Origin of the sequence: Sphingobium sp. AntQ-1, assembly GCF_028538045.1 — a bacterium.
Lineage (GTDB): Bacteria > Pseudomonadota > Alphaproteobacteria > Sphingomonadales > Sphingomonadaceae > Sphingobium > Sphingobium cupriresistens.
Genome location: NZ_CP117159.1, coordinates 628,384 through 645,369, shown reverse-complemented (window position 1 = coordinate 645,369; position 16,986 = coordinate 628,384). Strand labels below are relative to the sequence as shown.

Sequence of the window (16,986 nt, the reverse complement as noted above, 5' to 3'; positions counted from 1 at the left end):
CATTCACCGAAAATCCCTTGGCTTCACCTTGATGCCTTCGGTCGACTGCCCGGGAATGATGCCCGATCCCAGCCTCAGGTCAGGGATGTATATCTCACGTGCCTTACGACCGAGCAATTTGCTGTCCGGGTCCCGGGGATCAGGTCCACCCCCGTTTTTTGCGCCATCGCCGCGCGCCGGGCGAAAGACGTTGGCAAGATCGCTCCGTTCGCCCACGCTTGCCAGCAACCCCGACAGATTTTCAAGCCGCTGGGCAATGACGTGAATGACCTCGCCTTCTTTCTGAACCTGACCGCGCACGCCCAGCATGGATGCGCCAAGGACAGTCCCGCGATTGGCTTCGAATATTTTGGTCCAGACTACAAGATTTGCGATCCCGGTTTCATCCTCGATAGTGATGAACATGATGCCCTTGGCAGAGCCGGGTCGCTGCCGCACCATGACGATTCCTGCAAGATTGACCCAGCGACCATCGCGGATGTCAGAAAGCGCCGCGCACGGGACCATCTTCCTAGCTACCAAATCCGCCCTGAGAAAGGCCACCGGGTGGGCGCGGAGTGATAGCGCGACACTGCGATAATCTTCCACGACTTCCCGGCCTTCCGCCATCGGCGAGAGCTCAACCGTCGGTTCGACCGCTTCGGCGCGGGGCTTTCCCTCGCGCTCGTCTGCCGCGGCAAAAAGGGGTAGGGGGCTGTCGCGCAACCCTTTCACATCCCACAGGCCAGTGCGGCGGCTGTGCTGGAGCGAGCCAAAGCCATCAGCATCACCGATCCGATTGAGAGCGCCAGCGCCGACGCCAGTTCTGCGCTGGATTTCTTCCACTGAAGCATAGGGCTCTGCGCCACGGGCCGAGACGATCGCCGCTCCGTCCGGATTGGCAAGATCGCGGACCATGCGCAGCCCAAGGCGCACGGCCTTGTACCGCCGGTTCCCCTCTTCAAGCGTGCAGTCCCAGCGGCTATGGTTTACATCAACAGGTCGGACCTCAACGCCATGTTCGCGTGCGTCGCGGACGATTTGGGCTGGCGCATAGAAGCCCATGGGCTGAGCGTTCAGCAATGCTGCACAGAATACATCTGGATGATGGCATTTGAGCCAGGAGGAGGCATAGGCGATGAGCGCGAAGCTTGCGGCATGGCTTTCGGGGAAGCCATAGGAGCCAAAGCCTTCGATCTGCTTGAAGGTCTGTTCGGCAAAAGCCTGCTCATAGCCGCGCTCGACCATGCCGCCGATGAGCTTGTCGCGAAAATGGCTGACCCCGCCGGTCAGCTTGAACGTCGCCATCGCCCGCCGCAAAAGGTCCGCCTCGCTGGCGGTGAACCCGGCACACTCAATTGCGACCCGCATCGCCTGCTCCTGAAAGAGCGGGACGCCGAGCGTCTTTTCGAGGACGCGGCGCAACTCCGGCTTGGGATAGCTGACCTCCTCCTTTCCTTCGCGGCGCCTCAGATAAGGGTGGACCATGTCGCCCTGGATGGGGCCAGGTCGCACGATGGCGACCTCGACGACCAGGTCATAGAATGTCCTTGGCTTGATACGCGGCAGCATCGCCATTTGTGCCCGGCTTTCGATCTGGAAGACGCCAAGCGTGTCAGCCTTGCGGATCATCGCATAGGTTGCCGGGTCTTCGGCCGGTATCGTGGCGAGATCGAGGTGGATGTCCTTCTCCTCGCGCAGGAGATCGAAGCCGCGTCGCATGCAGCTGAGCATGCCCAATGCCAGCACATCGACCTTCATGAACCCCATGAGGTCGATATCATCCTTGTCCCATTCGATAATCTGGCGATCATCCATGCGGGCAGGTTCAATCGGCACCAACTCGTCGAGCCGGTCGCGGGTCAGCACGAAGCCGCCAGGATGCTGCGAGGAATGGCGTGGCGTGTCCATGAGCAGACGCGACAGGTCCAGCGTGAGAGCAAGGCGGCGATCGGTCATATCGAGATTGAGCTCGGCGACATGGCAGTCCTGCACACCCTCGCAGCTCCACCCCCAGACCTGCCCTGACAGTGCATCGGTAACGTCGGTCGAAAGCCCGAGCGCCTTGCCGACCTCGCGGATCGCGCCTTTGGTACGGAAGCGGGAGATGACGGCGGTCAGCGCACTATGGTTGCGGCCATAGGTCTCGTAGATCCACTGGATCACTTCCTCGCGGCGCTCATGCTCAAAATCGACATCGATATCGGGTGGCTCGCGTCGCTCAGCGCTCACGAACCGTTCGAACAGAAGCTCGGTGCGCACCGGGTCGATCGAGGTAATGCCAAGGCAATAGCAGACCGCCGAATTGGCGGCCGATCCCCGGCCCTGGCACAAAATATCCTTGGATCGCGCGAAATTGACGATCGCGTGAACCGTCAGAAAATAAGGTGCGTAATCGAGCTGGGCGATGAGGCGCAGTTCATGCTCCAACTGGGCTCTTGTCTTGTCGTCAATTCCGTCTGGATAGCGAGAAGGGGCTTTTGCCCAGGTAAGGCGCTCAAGTTCCTGCTGCGGCGTACGCCCGCTTCTACCAATTTCATCGGGATATTGATAGCGCAGCTCTTCAAGGCAGAAGCTGCATTGCTCGGCAATGGCGACACTTCGCCGAACTGGCCCTGTGTCCCCAAGATAGCGCTCGAACAGCCGGTCCATCTCTTCGGCGTCCTTGAGGTGCCGGTCTGCGATCTGCTCGCGTCGCTCGCCCAGATCGTCGATCGTGCATTTCTCGCGGATGCAGGTCATAACATCCTGCAGCATTCGGCGCTCGGGCGTGTGGTAGAGGACATCGCCGGTGGCGACGGTCGCGACGCGCGCCTGCTGTGCCATCTGCGTGAGCCGTCGCAACCGTAACGCGTCGCCGGGCTGCCGCTGCAGGGTCAGCGCGAGGTAGCTGCATTCCTGAAAGATGGATGAGACGCTGACGAGGTCCGCCTGCGTTTTTGCGTCATCGCTATCGGGGATAAGGATGGCGATCAGCCCCTCGCTCCATGTCGCGACATCATCCCAATGGAGTTCGCAGCCTCCTTTGCCAGCGCGCGATTTGCCGAGCGTCAACAGTCGGCAAAGGCGGCCATAGGCTGCGCGATCGGTGGGATAGACAAGCAGGCCGGTGCCACAGGAAAGATCCAACCTGCAGCCGTTGACGACGCGCACGCCCGTCGCACGGCCAGCGTCCCAGGCGCGCACCAATCCCGCCAGACTATTGCGATCCACGATGCCGATGGCAGGCATGCCCAGCATGGCGGCGGCCGAGAGCAGCTCTTCAGGCGAGGATGCACCGCGCAGGAAGCTGAAATGGCTCGTCGCCTGCAACTCGACATAGCGCTGATCGGCAAGGCTCATGCGAAGGCGCCATGGATGAACCAGGCCATGGGTCCGGTCGACGACCATTGGCCGTCGCCCAAGCGGAACAGCCAGTAGCGCCCGCCGCCCTCGACCTCGACCTGGAAATAGTCGCGCACGAGATAGGGGCTGTCGGCTTCCAGGCCCTTGGCGCGCCACCATTCGCCCTGGAGGCGTTCGGGACCATCGGCCTGAACCACCTTGTGCCGCTTGCCCCGCCAGACGAACTGGGCAGGCGGATGGTCCGGCATCATCGCGATCACCTGGACCGGCTCGGGCGGTTCGATCATGCGGCCCGGGCGCGGCAGGACAGCGTTCCAGCGCCGATCCGTGCACTCGCGCAGCGCCGTTGTCCGCTTGACCGTTCGTTCGGGCATGGCGGACGAGCAGGGCGTCGTGCCGTACAGCCGGTCATAGCCGAAACGGTTCGCTAGCGCGTCGATAAGGGCACCAAGGTCCGGGCCGCGATGCGTATCGCCTGTAAGATCAGCCTGTGCGCTGCGGAGTGGTTCGACGATCGGCGCGATCAGGATCATGGTCTCGATCCCAAGCCCAGGGTCGATCCGTTCGATCCTGGGAACCAGGAGCTTTGTCAGATGCCGGGCATCCCTGGTGGGAGACGCCATACCGATCCTGACAGACTGATATTGGCCATCGACCCGTTCGCAATGGAGGTCGAGGCGCCGCGCGCCGGTGCCGTCCCGCATCAACGCAGCGCAAATGTCGTCGGTGAGATCGCTGATGACCTTCGCGATGGCGTCGGCCGTACCGATGGGTTCAAGAAGCCCGCGGCGCGCTTGGGGCAGTGATGGCGGGAAGATCGGGGCCATCGCCTCTGGCGCATGGCCAAGCGCCTGGTCGAGGCGGCGGTAGAGTTCATGTCCGTAGCGGCGCGCAATGGGACCGCGCGGCTCGGAAATGAGTTGCTCGATCCGGGTGAAGCCCATCTTGTGCAGATCGCTTGCCACTTTTGCCGGGATGCGCAGGGCGGCAAGGGGTAGGAGGCCGACCGCCTTCTTCTGGTCTCCAGGAAGAATGATAACCGGGCGACCGGCAGGGACATGGCGAGCGACCGCATGCGCGCAGCCTGCCGTGTCAGCAACAGCGATCTGTGCTGTAAGGCCCGAGCCGTTCACCCGGCGGAACAGGTCCTTGACCAGCGCTTCCTCGCCGCCGAACAGTTCGCCGCATCCGCTGATGTCGAGCCATAGGCCATCGGGGTAATCGACCGCGACGAAGGGGGCGTAGCGCTGCCCTGCCCACAAGGCGAGCCGCTCAAGCCCTTGCGCGTCGGCCGCTTCGTCTGCATCGAGCACGTCAAGATCGGGCACCATGGTCCTTGCCTTGGTGACGCTCATGCCGGGCGTGATGCCAAGGCTGCGGCCAAGCACGTCCACCGCGGCAATCAGCTTGCGACCGTGCGATTCTATGGCCGTGACAAGCGGCGGCCGGGATGGCGCTGCGTTCGCCTCAGACGGCGATACGCCACGCTTCCTGCTGATCCGGTCTGTCGACCAGTATGGCAGGTAGAGCGAGACGACCCTGCGCATCGCAGGCCTCCACTATCCAGCTTTTAGGTTCTGCGCCGCGGACGCGCTCGAGCGCGACCGACCAGCGCGGGCGGGCAAGGGCAGGGATGCCCAGATCTGTGCTCGGTGATGCCTTAACACGCCATCGGGTCTGCGCTGCAGAGCCCTCGATCAGTGCGTCCGCCCTGGCGGCGCGACGCAGGATGAACGCAGTCACCCCGGACCCTTCGGCAGCAAGCTGAAGCCGTTTCGACGCGGTCGTCGAGAGCTTCGAGACCTCGCCCACAACGCCGGCGATGCCAGCCACGCGCAGGCAATCTTCCATCGCGATCAGCGCGCCCTTGTCATCGCCAGGCTCGACGATGGTCAGGCGGTCAGGATGAAGGCCTGCAAGGTCGAGGGCAGGGGTGAACAAATCGCGCCAGCGCAGACACCAGAAAACCGGGCCTTCCATGCGCGCCAATATGCCTGCGATGAATATCGTTGCGGCTGCGTCGTCGCAAATGTCGGGAGAGCCCAGAACCTCATGCAATGCGCCGGTTGCAAGACCATTTCCGGGCAGATGATCGTCGATATCGTCAAGGCCGAAAGGATGGACGCCATGACGGCGCCCATCGCCCGTCACATGGGCGATCGACGAACGCAAATCCTCGAGGATGGCATTGCGGGGCATTCCTTGGTCTCATCGGTCTAACAGCGTGTTCCCTTTCTGTTCTCCATGACTCCCCGGACTGTCAAGTTAGTCCAGCGCATGTTTCGGGGTGAACGAGGTCCTGCTTGGGGCATCCGGCGGATCCAACGTCATGGATTCCCTGAATCGTTTCGCGACGCGATCGTGATTTCACAAAATATCGAGCGCGAGAGAAAATCGAGGGGCGATGCCCGAATCGAAATCGCCAAATCATTCGGTCGCTGTTCGCCGTGTTCGCATTCCGAATCGGGGACGATCAAAGAGATGCAGATGTCTGTTTCCTAGCACTCGAAACAGGAGAGATCAGGCTGGTGGCGAGTTCATCTGGCGTTCCGAAGCTGGGAACCAGGCGGGTTTACCCGGCAGTTCCGAAAATCGATATCGTTATCGAGTACCAAAGCGACCATCTCGCCATCTATGATCAGGGCAGCGCCTATTGCTTCAAACCGTCGCCCAAGCGTTGAGTCCCTTGGCCTGAGCGCGACCGTCCTTCTCCCGATCGTTACGAGCGCGCCATCCGGGCTGATCTCGGCAAGGAAGGTTCGACCGCTGTCGCAATGGATAGTCAGCGCGTCGCTGTTCGATGCGCAGGCTGCGGTCGGAACAGCGGCCACAAGCAGGGCAGGGAGGAGAAGGCGTCCCATCGAAACAGATGCTCCATGGGAGGGTCCCACGCGAAGCTTAACCTTCCGGCTCCTGCGGCGTTCCGTGCGACAGCGCATCGACGATCATGGCGGCAAGCGTTTCTTCGGCCCGTCCACGGGCATTGAGGTCCTTTGATGACAGGTCGTGGCGAAGCCATTGCGGCGCGCGCGCAATGACACGCGTGATGAGCTCGGAAGTCTCTTGGTCCATTTGGACCCTATGGGTGGTCGCGTGCAGACAAGCAATCATCAAGGTGACACCCAAAAGGCGATCGTGATGAAAGCAGGGGATGCATAAAAAAGCCCCAGAGCAAGGCTCGCGGCAGGACCGAAGTTCAGGGAGGTGCCGCTCCAAAGGGGGGAAGAAGCGACAGAGCATAAAATAGCATGCTGCGATGAATGACGGGTGAAGCTGCTGTTCATGAGCGCTGCAGCTCGGTTTTTTCCAGCAAGGCTTGTGGCTGCCACGGCATCGGAACGCAAAAGCCAGGCCGCATTCGTCAGCAGACAGCCCTAGCGGAACCGCGCCATTGTCCATCTGTTCGATCTATCGACCGGCTCTGCGAAAATCGCCGATGCATATGACCCGAAAGAAAGGAACCGACCATGGCTGAGACGCAGGACGTCCGCGATAATGAAGGCGAGAGCCGCTATGAACTCAAGGTCGATGGTGGCACGGCTATTGCGGCCTATGAACGGCGCGATGGCGCATTGATCTTCACGCACACGCAAGTTCCTGACGCGCTCGAAGGGCAAGGCATTGCCAGCAAGCTGATCGCCGGCGCGTTGGCGGACGTGCGGGAGAACGGATTGAAGGTCGTGCCGCTATGCGAATTCGTCGCCGGCTATTTTGATCGCCATCCAGAGGAACAGGATTTGTTGGCGCTCGACGCGCCAGGCTGATCGCAGAGTGTGTGGATCATCCATGACTTATAACCATTCCCATGCCTCTCCCGCGCCAGCTAGGTCAACGCAACGATGAAGATCGCGACCTATAATGTGAACGGGATCAACGGGCGTCTGCCTGTCCTGCTGCGATGGCTGGGCGAAGCCGCACCTGACATCGTCTGTCTCCAGGAATTGAAGGCGCCTCAGGATAAATTTCCTGAAACAGCGATCCGCGACGCGGGATATGACGCGGTCTGGCACGGGCAAAGCCAGTGGAACGGGGTTGCGATCCTGAGCCGGGTCGGTGAAATTCACGAGACGCGCCGCAGGCTGCCGGGCGATCCGGACGACACGCAAAGCCGCTACATCGAAGCGGCGGTTGCCGGGGTTCTGGTGGCTGGTCTTTATCTGCCCAACGGCAATCCACGCCCTGGACCCAAGTTCGACTTCAAATTGCGCTGGTTCGAGCGGCTTCATGATCACCTTGCCTCGCTCGTCGATCTCGATGCGCCGGTTGTGGTCGCCGGGGACTTCAACGTCATGCCAACCGATCTGGATGTTTATGCGCCCGAGCAGTGGCGAGACGATGCGCTCTTCGCGCCGGAGGTGAGGGAAGCCTATCGCCATCTGCTGGAGCAGGGATGGAGCGATGCTCTGCGCGAAATGCACCCCGATGAGACCATCTACACCTTCTGGAAATATTGGCGTGGGGCGTTCGGGCGCAACGCAGGCCTTCGGATCGACCATATTCTGCTCAACGCAAAGGCACGGAGCAGGCTTGAATGGGCGCAGGTCGACACAGCGCCGCGCGGATGGGAAAAGACGAGCGACCATGCTCCGGTTTGGATTAAGCTGGCCGACAAGCCGGTGCGCAAGGCGCGTCAGTCGAGGGCTGCAAACCAGTCAGCATAGGGCGTATTGCGCGCCATATGGCGATTATAGTCAGGTGCGCCATCAGTCCACCAGACTGGGCCACGCTCGCCAAGTCCGCGTTTGGTAATGTCCACCGCCGCATGCGCTTCACGCTCGGCCGATACATCGCCGTTTTTACGGGCGTCGCGCACGGCTCTACGCGCCTGCATCAGATCCGATACCAGGGCAGCGCGAACGTCTTCGTCCAACGCGGGATTGGCCAGCCGCCATAGGCGGCCGCGCACGACAAAATAACGGCCATCGGGCGTTGACGGGTGGGCTGCGGACTTACGGCTCACGTCGGTCGTGCCGCCTCGCGCGCCCATGCAACGATGGCCTGTTGCGGCATAGCGCCCGATTGCCGCGCAATCTCGCGGCCGCCCCGAAACAGGATCATCGTGGGAATGGACCGGATGGCATAGCGATCCGCGATCGCCTGATGCGCCTCGGTATCGAGTTTCCCAAGGCGCATATAGGGTTCGAGTTGTCCGGCTGCGGCGCTGAAGGCGGGGGCCATCTGACGACAGGGACCACACCAGCTCGCCCAGAAATCGACGAGCAGGGGAATATCGGACCGCGCGGCATGCGCGTCGAAATTACCTGCAGTCAGTTTGACGGGCTCCCCAGAGAATAGGGGGCGTTTGCATCGGCCGCAGGTTCCGCCCTTGGCCAGCCTTTCGCGGGGCAACCGGTTCGCCGTTGCGCAAGCCGGACATAGGACAATCAGGGCATCATTGGGCGCCGTAGCCATTCTGGTCTCCATCATGCGTCGTCTTTGATGGCATAGATGCCATAGATGGAATCGGGCATCCCGAATGTCAGGCCCCGCAAAGGCAAGCACGTCCTGGGAGGACGATGAAGCCCATAGACGGCCAACAAGCGATAACGTCCTGGCTGGACGTTGGCTTGCGCCCTCGTCTATGCCCGCGGTCCAACGACACAGGATATAGCCCATGAACAATACCGACCTCGCTGAGAAGATCGCCGGCGACAACGGCCTTTCCAAGGCGGATGCCCGCAAGCTGGTCGATGCGGTCTTCGCCGCAATCGCTGATGCTGCAGCAGCGGGCGAAGAAATTGCCCTCAATGGCTTTGGCAAGTTCAAGGTCAAGGACACGCCAGCGCGCGAAGGTCGCAACCCCTCCACCGGCGCCACTATCCAGATCGCAGCTGCCAAGAAGCTCGGCTTCACGCCCGCCAAGGCGATAAAGGATAAACTGAACGGCTGAAATTTCGCCGGGAAACGTCCGTCCAAGGCGCTTCCCGGCTATCGCCGGTTGACAATATTGTTCGCTTTATGTTCCAATCATCGGATGTCTTTCGAGTCTCCCTAGAAGCGGTCGATGTCCAGATTGCATACGACCCTGGCGAGTGTCGGCGAAGTCGCCATGCATTTCGGTGCGGCGCTGCCGCAAGGGCCTGTCCATTTTGCTCGTGAAACCACCGAGGGCGCCGACGGGCTCGTCGTATTTGAAAGCCGGGGACGTCGGCTGTTACGGTCGATGGGGTGGGGATTCCCGCGCCTGACCCGCGAGATGCGCGAACATGGCGACGATCCTCAACGGCTGGGGCTGGTTGCCGATCTCACCAATCCCATGTGGGAGCATATGGTCGTGGACCCGCGCTATCGCTGCCTTATCGTCCTGACCCATTTCGCCAATCCTGACGGCATGCCCGGCCACAAGACGAGAACCTGGTTCTCGGTCAAACATGCGCCCGTCATGGCCTGGGCCGGCTTTTGCCGGAACCTGCCCGATTATGGACCAGTCTATGCCGGTATGACCATGGCGGCCAACGCCGCGGTCATGCCGACCAACGACAGGATGCCGGTTCTTCTCGATCCCCACGACTATGACGCCTGGCTGCATGGCAGCATCAGGGACGTCATCGGATTCCAGCATCGCGCGCCTTTTGCTGCCGAACGCATGGTCGTTGAGCATACAGACGATCTCTGGCGCAGCGGAAAATTGCCCGCCACAGCGCAGCCGCAGCTTGCCTTGCTCTGAGCGCTACGCAACACTTGTAGTCGGGCGGCGTGACAAGGCAGGTGCAACAATGTGCAACCTCTATACTGAGCGACTGAGTGCAGCCGAGGTGGCGGCGCATTTCGGCGTCGAGCCGCCCGACATCGCCGCCATGAACGTGCCGGACGAAGTCTATCCCGGCTATCCCGGCATGGTGGTGTGCGAGGCAGAAGGAAAGCGTGTCCTTCAATCCATGGTCTGGGGGTTTCCGCTGGTCCTGCGCGGCATGAAGCCAGGATCCAAGCCCAAGCCCGTTAATAATATCGCCGACCTGCGCAAACCCATGTGGGTTGGTCTCGCGCGAAAACCGCAGTGGCGTTGCCTTATCCCGCTGACTGCCTTTGCAGAAGCCGAAGGCGAGAAGGGAAGCAAGACCCGCACCTGGTTCAATCTCAAGGATCGGCCTGTCTTTGCCTGGGCCGGCCTTTGGCGGGAAAGCCAGGAATGGGGCGCGGTCTATTCGGGCGTCATGACCGATTGCAACGAGGCGATCCGCCCCGTGCATGATCGCATGCCTGTGCTTCTCCATGAGGATGAATATGACCAGTGGCTGGGCGGATCGTTCGATGAGGTAGTCGCCTTCCAGAATCGCTGCTTTCCCGACGATCTGATCGAGATGACGCGCACAAGCGATCCCTGGAACAAGCCCCGCATGTTCACGTCCGCACCCGCTATCCTGTGAGAGTCGAATTTGAACGTTGGGCCGAAGCGCTGGCGGTCGAACGGCAACATGGCGCCGCTGCCGAGCAATTTATCGCAGAAAGAGTAAGAACTCTCGCACTGGCGGGTGATGAGGCAGGCGTGACGCGATGGCTCGACATTGCAACACGGCTCGATCAGCTACTTGATGAGGGCGCCATGGCGCATTGAAGGCTTGCCGCTATCCGAGCCTATTTTGGTTCAACACTTTCTTACAAAGCGTGCGGAAGGTGATCGACCAGCGGGTCTCTTCCATTTCGGCAATGCTGTGTTCCCATTCATACCGCGCTTCACCATGAAGGTGATAGATCGAACGCGGTGCCAGCGGAACGGTGACGCGATCGAACCCGCCGGCCTTGCGCCGCCGAAAACGCAAGGGTGCAGCCACGCTCAGCGAAATGCCAACGACATGGTCGAAGACGGGGCGATCGCGGTGCCAACCAATGCCTGCGCCGGGATCATATCGGATCAGTAATGCCTGGGGGAGGCTGGCAGGCTCAATGCCAGCAAAGGCGGCGGCTCTGTCGCGGGCAGGCAGTAACCAGTCAGGCATGGGATCGGTCGGCCCGAAGCGCGCATCGTCAAAATCATAGCGCCAGCCAAAGGAACTGGTCAGGCGCTTGCCCAGCCAGCCCTGAAAGCGGAATGGTTCGAGCGCGGTCGCGTCGATCCCGGCAATCAACCTTAGTTCCTCGTGGCGCGAGAGGATGTCCTCACGATAGGAAAGGCCCGGGATTTTCGGGGTCTCGAACAGGTCGGGAAACAGGTTGGCCATCCACGCCTAGATTGGGAGGCAGCGCGCGCGAGGCAATCGCAAGGGTGATTTTTTCGATGAAGCATGTGCTGGGATGGCACCACTTCGGCATCTGAGCATTTTTGCCGAATGACCGCATCCATTGCCTTCGTCGGTGCCGGACCGACCACACTTTATACGCTCAAGGCCTTTGTCGAGCAGGCAGCCTGCCCCGCGAGGATCACGATCTTCGAGCAGCAGGTGTGGATCGGCTCGGAAGCGGGACCCAGTCAGATTTAGCCAGGCCACTGAAATTGAACCCGGAAAGATATGGAGCTGGTGTCCCGATCGGCGCCGATTGGGACCCCAGCAACGTGATTGTTTTCATTCTTCTCAAATAGTTACGCCAGTAAGAAGCGGGGGTCCGCTTCGGTGCTGATTTACAGGTGGAACGAGGTTTGACCGAATCTGTTCCGGTTGCGAAAGCTTTTTTTGCTAGAGAATGTGGGGATGTACCGGCTGATAGCGATGTAATTTTTCTCCGGTGCTAGCAATGCAAGGCCAAACGTCGCGGCCATGCCTGTCTCAAGGTACTGCATTCACCACCGGTCATTTGAGCCAATCGGCGCAGCAAATCAGTTAGGTCATCCAAGAGATCGAGATATGCGATAGCGCGGGCTATGGGACCTATGGATCATGATCATGATCGGCACACACGATTTGAATTTGGTATTCCTGTCGGTTTTTGTAGCAATCTTCGCTTCAGGCGTGGGCACCAAACGTTGGAATCAATCCACTAGCACTACTTTGGCAGAAATCTGATTTTTCGATTCCCAAGGGGCAATTTCCCTGATTCATAGGATGCCAGCTCATGGGAGGCTGGTGATGGTGGAAGATTGGCGCGACGATCTGGAGGTCTGGCTGGCACCGTTCCTGGCGGCGTTGCGACACAAGACCCGGATGCGTCTTTGCCCTGCGTACGTTGCGGGTCTGATTGGCCCCGGGGACCGCAAGAGTGTTCAACCGATGGCAGCTCGTAATCGCGAGTTCGGCTATGACCAACTCCACCATTTCGTTGCTGACGGTGTATGGGAAAGCGCTCCCCTTGAGGCTGTCCTCCTGAAGGAAGCCGATCGTCTGGTGGGGGACGAAGCCGGATATCTGGTTATCGACGATACATCTCTGCCGAAGAAAGGCAGTCATTCGGTCGGCGTGGCCCCGCAATACGCCTCTTCGCTTGGCAAGACATCCAACTGTCAGTCTCTTGTTTCTGTGACGCTGGCGTCGCGTGAAGTGCCGGTCATGGTAGGCTTGCGCCTCTTTTTGCCGGAGAGTTGGACTGGTGATGCCGAGCGCATGAAACGTGTCCGGGTCCCTGCCGAGCGGCAAGTCGCGCTGACCAAGCCTGAGATCGCCATTGAGGAAATTGATCGCGTTATCGCCTCTGGTGCCCGCTTTGGCTGTGTGCTTGCCGATGCGGGTTATGGATCGAGTGGGCAATTCCGCGAAGCTTTGAGCAAGCGCAACTTGTTGTGGGCCGTCGGCATATCACGACGCCAGAATGTGTATCGGGCTGATATTGGACTGATTTTCCCGGAAGCTGCGACCGGAAGGCGACGCAAATACCACGTACCGGACGATGTTGCCATCTCTTCCGAATTGATGTTGGCCGATGCAAAGTGGCGAAAGGTCAGTTGGCGGCGTGGAACCAAAGGAAAGCTGACCTGTCAATTTGCGGCTCGCCGTGTTCGGGTCGCAGATGGAGGGCATAGCGTGGAAAGTACGCTAAACAACGCTAAGCGAGAACGCATGGCGAACGCTCGATGCGAACGGACGGACGCTTAATCAGGCGGGCCGTTCGATTCCCATCCTACGCATTTCGCGATAAATGGTCGATCGGCCGATGCCGAGTTGCCGCGCTGCTTCGGTAGGCGAGATACGAGCTTCGACCAGCTTGATGGCCGCATCCACTTTGGACATGTCCAGCGGCTGACGGCCAGGCTGTTTGCCCTTAGCACGGGCGGCGGCAATACCATCTCTGGTTCGCTCAGAAATCAGCCGTCGCTCAAAATGGGCGATGGCCCCAAACACATGGAAGATGAGCTCGCCGGCAGCTGACGAAGTGTCGATCTTTTCTTCAAGGCTCAGGAGCGCGATGCCCTGACCGCGTAGCGTCTCAACCGTGGTGAGAAGTTCGGCAAGCGAGCGCCCAAGCCGATCGAGGCGGACCACCGCCAGCGTGTCACCCTTGCGGGCATAGGCGATTAGCTCAGCCAGACCGGGCCGTTCCATGCTCTTACCTGAAATGACATCGGTGAAGATTTTGATGGCGCCAGCCTTCTCCAGACGCATGGTCTGGCCCGCAACGTCCTGATCGCCGGTGCTGACGCGGGCATAGCCCAGAATATCACCCATGCCGCACGTCTCCCAAACGGTCGTTCTGTGGACGCTATGGAGGGCAGCCGCTGCGCCCCACCCATATCCGTCCACATACTATGTCTCTTTACTCCTCGCTGTCCATAGGCCCAGATGACCTTTTGTGGACAGGAAACGGCATGACGAAGCGCAAGCATCAACTCCTGACCGAGAGCGAACGCGATCAGATACTCGCCATCCCGACCGATCGCGACCATTTGGCCCGGCTCTATACCTTCGAGCCTTCCGATATCGAGATCATCGGCGCGCGACGGGAGCGACGGAACCAGTTGGGCGTGGCGCTGCAACTCGCGCTCCTGCGGCACCCGGGCATCACGCTTGCGCAGTTGATACAGGACAGGGGAGCAATACCCCATGATCTCGCCGCTTTCGTCGCGGAGCAACTTGGTCTGCACGTAACCGAGCTGGCCAACTATGCGGCGCGGGATCAGACAATGACGGATCATGCCCGTGAGCTGGCGGCGCGTTTGGGGCTTCGGGGGCCAACCCGCGCCGATATTCCCTTCATGGTCGAGGCGGCCGCGAGAACGGCATGGGCGACCGACAAGGGGATGACGATTGCGATGGGCGTGGTCACCGCCCTGCGCGAGGCCCGGATTTTGCTGCCGTCCATCTCCACCATCGAACGCGCCAGCAGCGCGGGACGTGCCCGCGCGCGCAAGCAGGCCGCCCACGCCCTGATCGCCGATCTCAGCGCCGAACAGGTCCAGGCCCTCGATCAGCTCTTCGACGCCGCCGGCGGCATGAGCCATCTCGCCTTGCTTAAGACCATCCCCGTCGCGGCCAAGCCCGATCACGTCCGCCAGATCCTCGACCGTCTGAGGCAGGTGCGGAAGATCGGCATTTCCCCCGACGTCGCGGGCCGCATCCACGCGGACCGATTTCGGCAATATGTCAGGGAAGGCCGTGCGTCGCCTGCCTATATGATCGAGCGCTATATTCCCTCCCGGCGACGCGCCACGCTCGTTGCCTTCCTGCTCGATCTTGAAGAACGGCTGACGGACAGCGCCCTGGAGATGGCGGACAAGCTGATCGGCGGCATCTTCACCCGCGCGAAGAACGCCCAGGCGCGCAGCTATGCCGCCACGTCGAAGAACGTGGCCCGGCTGATGCTGATCTTCCGCAGGACGATCGACGCGCTCACCGATGCAGTCGATACTGGCGAAGATCCTATGGAGGTCCTGGATGCCTCAGTAGGATGGCACACCCTCCTGAAGGCCAGACCGGAAGTGGCGACGATCGCGGAAACCGCCAATCTTGATCCGCTGAGGGTCGCGGCCGACCGCTATGCGACGTTGCGCAAGTTCGCCCCTGATCTGCTTGAAGCGCTACAGTTCAGGGCCGGAAAGGGCAGCGCGAAAACGATTGCCGCTATCGAGATGCTGCGCGACCTCAATAGGTCGGGCAAGCGCGATCTGCCTGCCGACGCTCCGATGCCCTTCCGCAAGGAATGGCAGAAAATCGTCATGGGCGATGACGGCAAGATCAATCGGCGGCTCTGGGAAATCGCGACTATCGCGCATCTGCGCAACAAGCTGCGCTCCGGTGATGTCTGGGTGGAACGATCGACGGGATACCGCCAGTTCGACAGCTACCTGCTAAGCGAACCGAAGGCCAAGCCGATCGTGTCGGCTCTTGGTCTGCCACCCACAGCCGGCGAATGGCTCGAACAGCGGGGCCGCGAACTGGACTGGCGGCTGAAGAAATTCGCCCGGAGCCTGAAGCGCGACGCTCTGGAGGGTGTGCGATACCGCGACGGCCGCCTCCAGATATCCCCCGTTCGCACGATCGCAACGCCCGACGCCGAAGCCCTGGCCGACCGGCTCGATGCGATGATGCCACGCATCCGTATCACCGAACTGCTACATGAGGTGGCGCAGGAAACTGGCTTTCTTTCGGCGTTCACCAACCTGCGCACCGGCGAGCTATGTCCCAATGAAAATGCGCTGCTCGCCACGATCCTCGCCGACGCCACCAATCTCGGCCTGTCGCGCATGGCCGCCGCGAGCCAGGGCGTCACGCGCGATCAACTCCTATGGACCCATGACGCCTATATCCGCGACGAGAGCTACCGCGCGGCGCTCGCCGTCCTCATCAACGCGCACCACCGCCTGCCATTCTCGCGGGTATGGGGCGACGGCACAACGTCCAGTTCCGATGGTCAGTTCTTCAGGGGCGCGAAGCGCGGCGCATCGGGCGGCGACATCAACGCGCGCTATGGCGTCGATCATGGCTTCAGCTTCTACACCCATGTTTCCGATCAGCGCGGGCCCTACCACGTCAATGTGATCTCGGCCGCCACGCATGAAGCGCCCTATGTCCTCGACGGCCTCATCAGCCATGGCACCGATCTCAGGATCGTCGAGCATTACACCGACACCGGCGGAGCGACGGATCATGTCTTCGCCCTGTGCGCGATGCTGGGATTTCGCTTCTGCCCGCGCCTGCGCGACTTTCCGGACAGGCGGCTTGCGCCGATCGCGCCGGTTTCGGCCTATCCGTCCATCGCCCCGTTGTTGGGCAAGCGTATCCGCACCGACATCATCAATGAACAATGGGACGACGTGCTGCGCCTCGTGGGGTCGATCAAGGCTGGCCACGTCGCGCCGTCGGTCATGCTGCGAAAGCTCGCCGCCTACGAACGGCAGAACCAGCTCGACGTCGCACTACAGGAGATCGGCAAGATCGAACGGACCCTGTTCATGCTGGACTGGCTTGAAAATCCCGATCTGCGCCGGCGATGCCATGCCGGCCTTAACAACAGCGAGCAGCGCCATGCCCTGACGCAAGCGATCTACACCTTCCGCCAGGGCCGCATCATCGACCGCAGCCATGAAGCTCAACAATATCGGGCATCAGGCCTCAACCTAGTCATCGCGGCGATCGTCTATTGGAACACGATCTACATGGCCGACGCCCTCCAGCATCTGCGATCGGCAGCGGCCCCGGTCCCCGATGATCTGCTTGTCCATACGTCGCCGGTTGGCTGGGAGCATATTGCCTTTTCCGGCGATTTCCTCTGGGATCGAGCCGCCGCTTCCGCTGGCCGCAAGGCCCTCAATCTTCCGCCGGACAGCCGCGCCGCCTAAGCGTTCCTCGGTTGTTCTCC

General features: G+C 61.0%; 16 protein-coding genes and 1 pseudogene. 9 read left to right on the top strand and 8 right to left on the bottom strand.

Annotated features, from left to right (window positions below; genetic code table 11):
* Nucleotides 1-3: 3 nt before the first annotated feature.
* The 4 genes from sphantq_RS21890 to sphantq_RS21875 form a co-directional block, all read right to left on the bottom strand.
* A complete protein-coding gene (locus sphantq_RS21890; RefSeq protein ID WP_272800377.1) occupies nt 4-3,321 on the bottom strand; it encodes an error-prone DNA polymerase in 3,318 nt (1,105 codons plus the stop codon).
* Nucleotides 3,318-4,871: a Y-family DNA polymerase gene (locus sphantq_RS21885; RefSeq protein WP_272800376.1), complete on the bottom strand. Its 1,554-nt coding sequence runs from the start codon at nt 4,869-4,871 to the stop codon at nt 3,318-3,320. Before sphantq_RS21885 ends, sphantq_RS21890 begins: the two co-directional genes overlap by 4 nt.
* Nucleotides 4,792-5,523: an ImuA family protein gene (locus tag sphantq_RS21880; RefSeq protein ID WP_272800375.1), complete on the bottom strand. Its 732-nt coding sequence runs from the start codon at nt 5,521-5,523 to the stop codon at nt 4,792-4,794. The genes sphantq_RS21885 and sphantq_RS21880 overlap by 80 nt, the downstream gene beginning before the upstream one ends.
* 699 nt (nt 5,524-6,222) lie before the next feature.
* A complete protein-coding gene (locus sphantq_RS21875; protein WP_272800374.1) occupies nt 6,223-6,396 on the bottom strand; it encodes a DUF6771 family protein in 174 nt (57 codons plus the stop codon).
* A gap of 395 nt (nt 6,397-6,791) precedes the next feature.
* Between sphantq_RS21875 and sphantq_RS21870 the strand changes: the two genes are divergently transcribed.
* Nucleotides 6,792-7,088 (top strand): GNAT family N-acetyltransferase, encoded by a 297-nt coding sequence (locus tag sphantq_RS21870; protein WP_272800373.1) that lies wholly within the window; start codon nt 6,792-6,794, stop codon nt 7,086-7,088.
* 75 nt (nt 7,089-7,163) lie between these two features.
* Nucleotides 7,164-7,985 carry an exodeoxyribonuclease III gene (gene xth / locus sphantq_RS21865; protein ID WP_272800372.1) on the top strand — a complete coding sequence of 274 codons (822 nt, stop codon included), beginning with the start codon at nt 7,164-7,166 and terminating at the stop codon, nt 7,983-7,985.
* Here the strand turns inward: xth and sphantq_RS21860 are convergent.
* Both sphantq_RS21860 and trxC read right to left on the bottom strand, forming a co-directional pair.
* Nucleotides 7,955-8,284, bottom strand: coding sequence for a hypothetical protein (locus sphantq_RS21860; RefSeq protein WP_272800371.1), 330 nt, complete (start codon nt 8,282-8,284; stop codon nt 7,955-7,957). The two genes, xth and sphantq_RS21860, sit on opposite strands and share 31 nt — an antisense overlap.
* A complete protein-coding gene (gene trxC, locus sphantq_RS21855) occupies nt 8,281-8,736 on the bottom strand; it encodes a thioredoxin TrxC (protein WP_272800370.1) in 456 nt (151 codons plus the stop codon). Before trxC ends, sphantq_RS21860 begins: the two co-directional genes overlap by 4 nt.
* A 202-nt stretch (nt 8,737-8,938) precedes the next feature.
* Here trxC and sphantq_RS21850 point away from each other — a divergent pair, with 202 nt between their 5' ends.
* The 4 genes from sphantq_RS21850 (at nt 8,939) to sphantq_RS24450 (ending at nt 10,879) form a co-directional block, all read left to right on the top strand.
* Complete coding sequence (locus sphantq_RS21850) at nt 8,939-9,214, top strand: HU family DNA-binding protein (RefSeq protein ID WP_069064636.1); 276 nt, start codon at nt 8,939-8,941, stop codon at nt 9,212-9,214.
* 114 nt (nt 9,215-9,328) lie between these two features.
* Nucleotides 9,329-9,991 (top strand): SOS response-associated peptidase family protein, encoded by a 663-nt coding sequence (locus sphantq_RS21845; RefSeq protein WP_272800369.1) that lies wholly within the window; start codon nt 9,329-9,331, stop codon nt 9,989-9,991.
* Nucleotides 9,992-10,040: 49 nt separating this feature from the next.
* On the top strand, nt 10,041-10,691 hold the full coding sequence (locus sphantq_RS21840) for an SOS response-associated peptidase (protein ID WP_272800368.1): 651 nt from the start codon (nt 10,041-10,043) through the stop codon (nt 10,689-10,691).
* Nucleotides 10,688-10,879, top strand: coding sequence for a DUF6961 family protein (locus tag sphantq_RS24450; RefSeq protein ID WP_443021574.1), 192 nt, complete (start codon nt 10,688-10,690; stop codon nt 10,877-10,879). Before sphantq_RS21840 ends, sphantq_RS24450 begins: the two co-directional genes overlap by 4 nt.
* Before the next feature lie 10 nt (nt 10,880-10,889).
* On the opposite strand, the gene sphantq_RS21835 is transcribed toward sphantq_RS24450, so the two are convergent.
* On the bottom strand, nt 10,890-11,483 hold the full coding sequence (locus sphantq_RS21835; protein ID WP_272800367.1) for an alpha-ketoglutarate-dependent dioxygenase AlkB: 594 nt from the start codon (nt 11,481-11,483) through the stop codon (nt 10,890-10,892).
* Between the two features lie 108 nt (nt 11,484-11,591).
* Here sphantq_RS21835 and sphantq_RS21830 point away from each other — a divergent pair, with 108 nt between their 5' ends.
* The gene (locus sphantq_RS21830) at nt 11,592-11,741 is read left to right on the top strand and encodes an FAD/NAD(P)-binding protein (RefSeq protein WP_272800366.1); all 150 of its coding nucleotides are present in this window, start codon (nt 11,592-11,594) and stop codon (nt 11,739-11,741) included.
* A gap of 549 nt (nt 11,742-12,290) precedes the next feature.
* Nucleotides 12,291-13,205, top strand: a pseudogene (locus tag sphantq_RS21825) (IS701 family transposase); the annotation flags it as partial.
* An 81-nt stretch (nt 13,206-13,286) separates the two neighbouring features.
* Here sphantq_RS21825 and sphantq_RS21820 read toward each other — a convergent pair.
* Entirely contained in the window at nt 13,287-13,856 is a 570-nt protein-coding gene (locus tag sphantq_RS21820) for a recombinase family protein (RefSeq protein WP_011607925.1), read from the bottom strand.
* A 140-nt stretch (nt 13,857-13,996) separates the two neighbouring features.
* Between sphantq_RS21820 and sphantq_RS21815 the strand changes: the two genes are divergently transcribed.
* Nucleotides 13,997-16,966, top strand: a complete 2,970-nt coding sequence (locus sphantq_RS21815; protein ID WP_066532466.1) for a Tn3 family transposase — start codon at nt 13,997-13,999, stop codon at nt 16,964-16,966.
* Nucleotides 16,967-16,986: the final 20 nt, after the last annotated feature.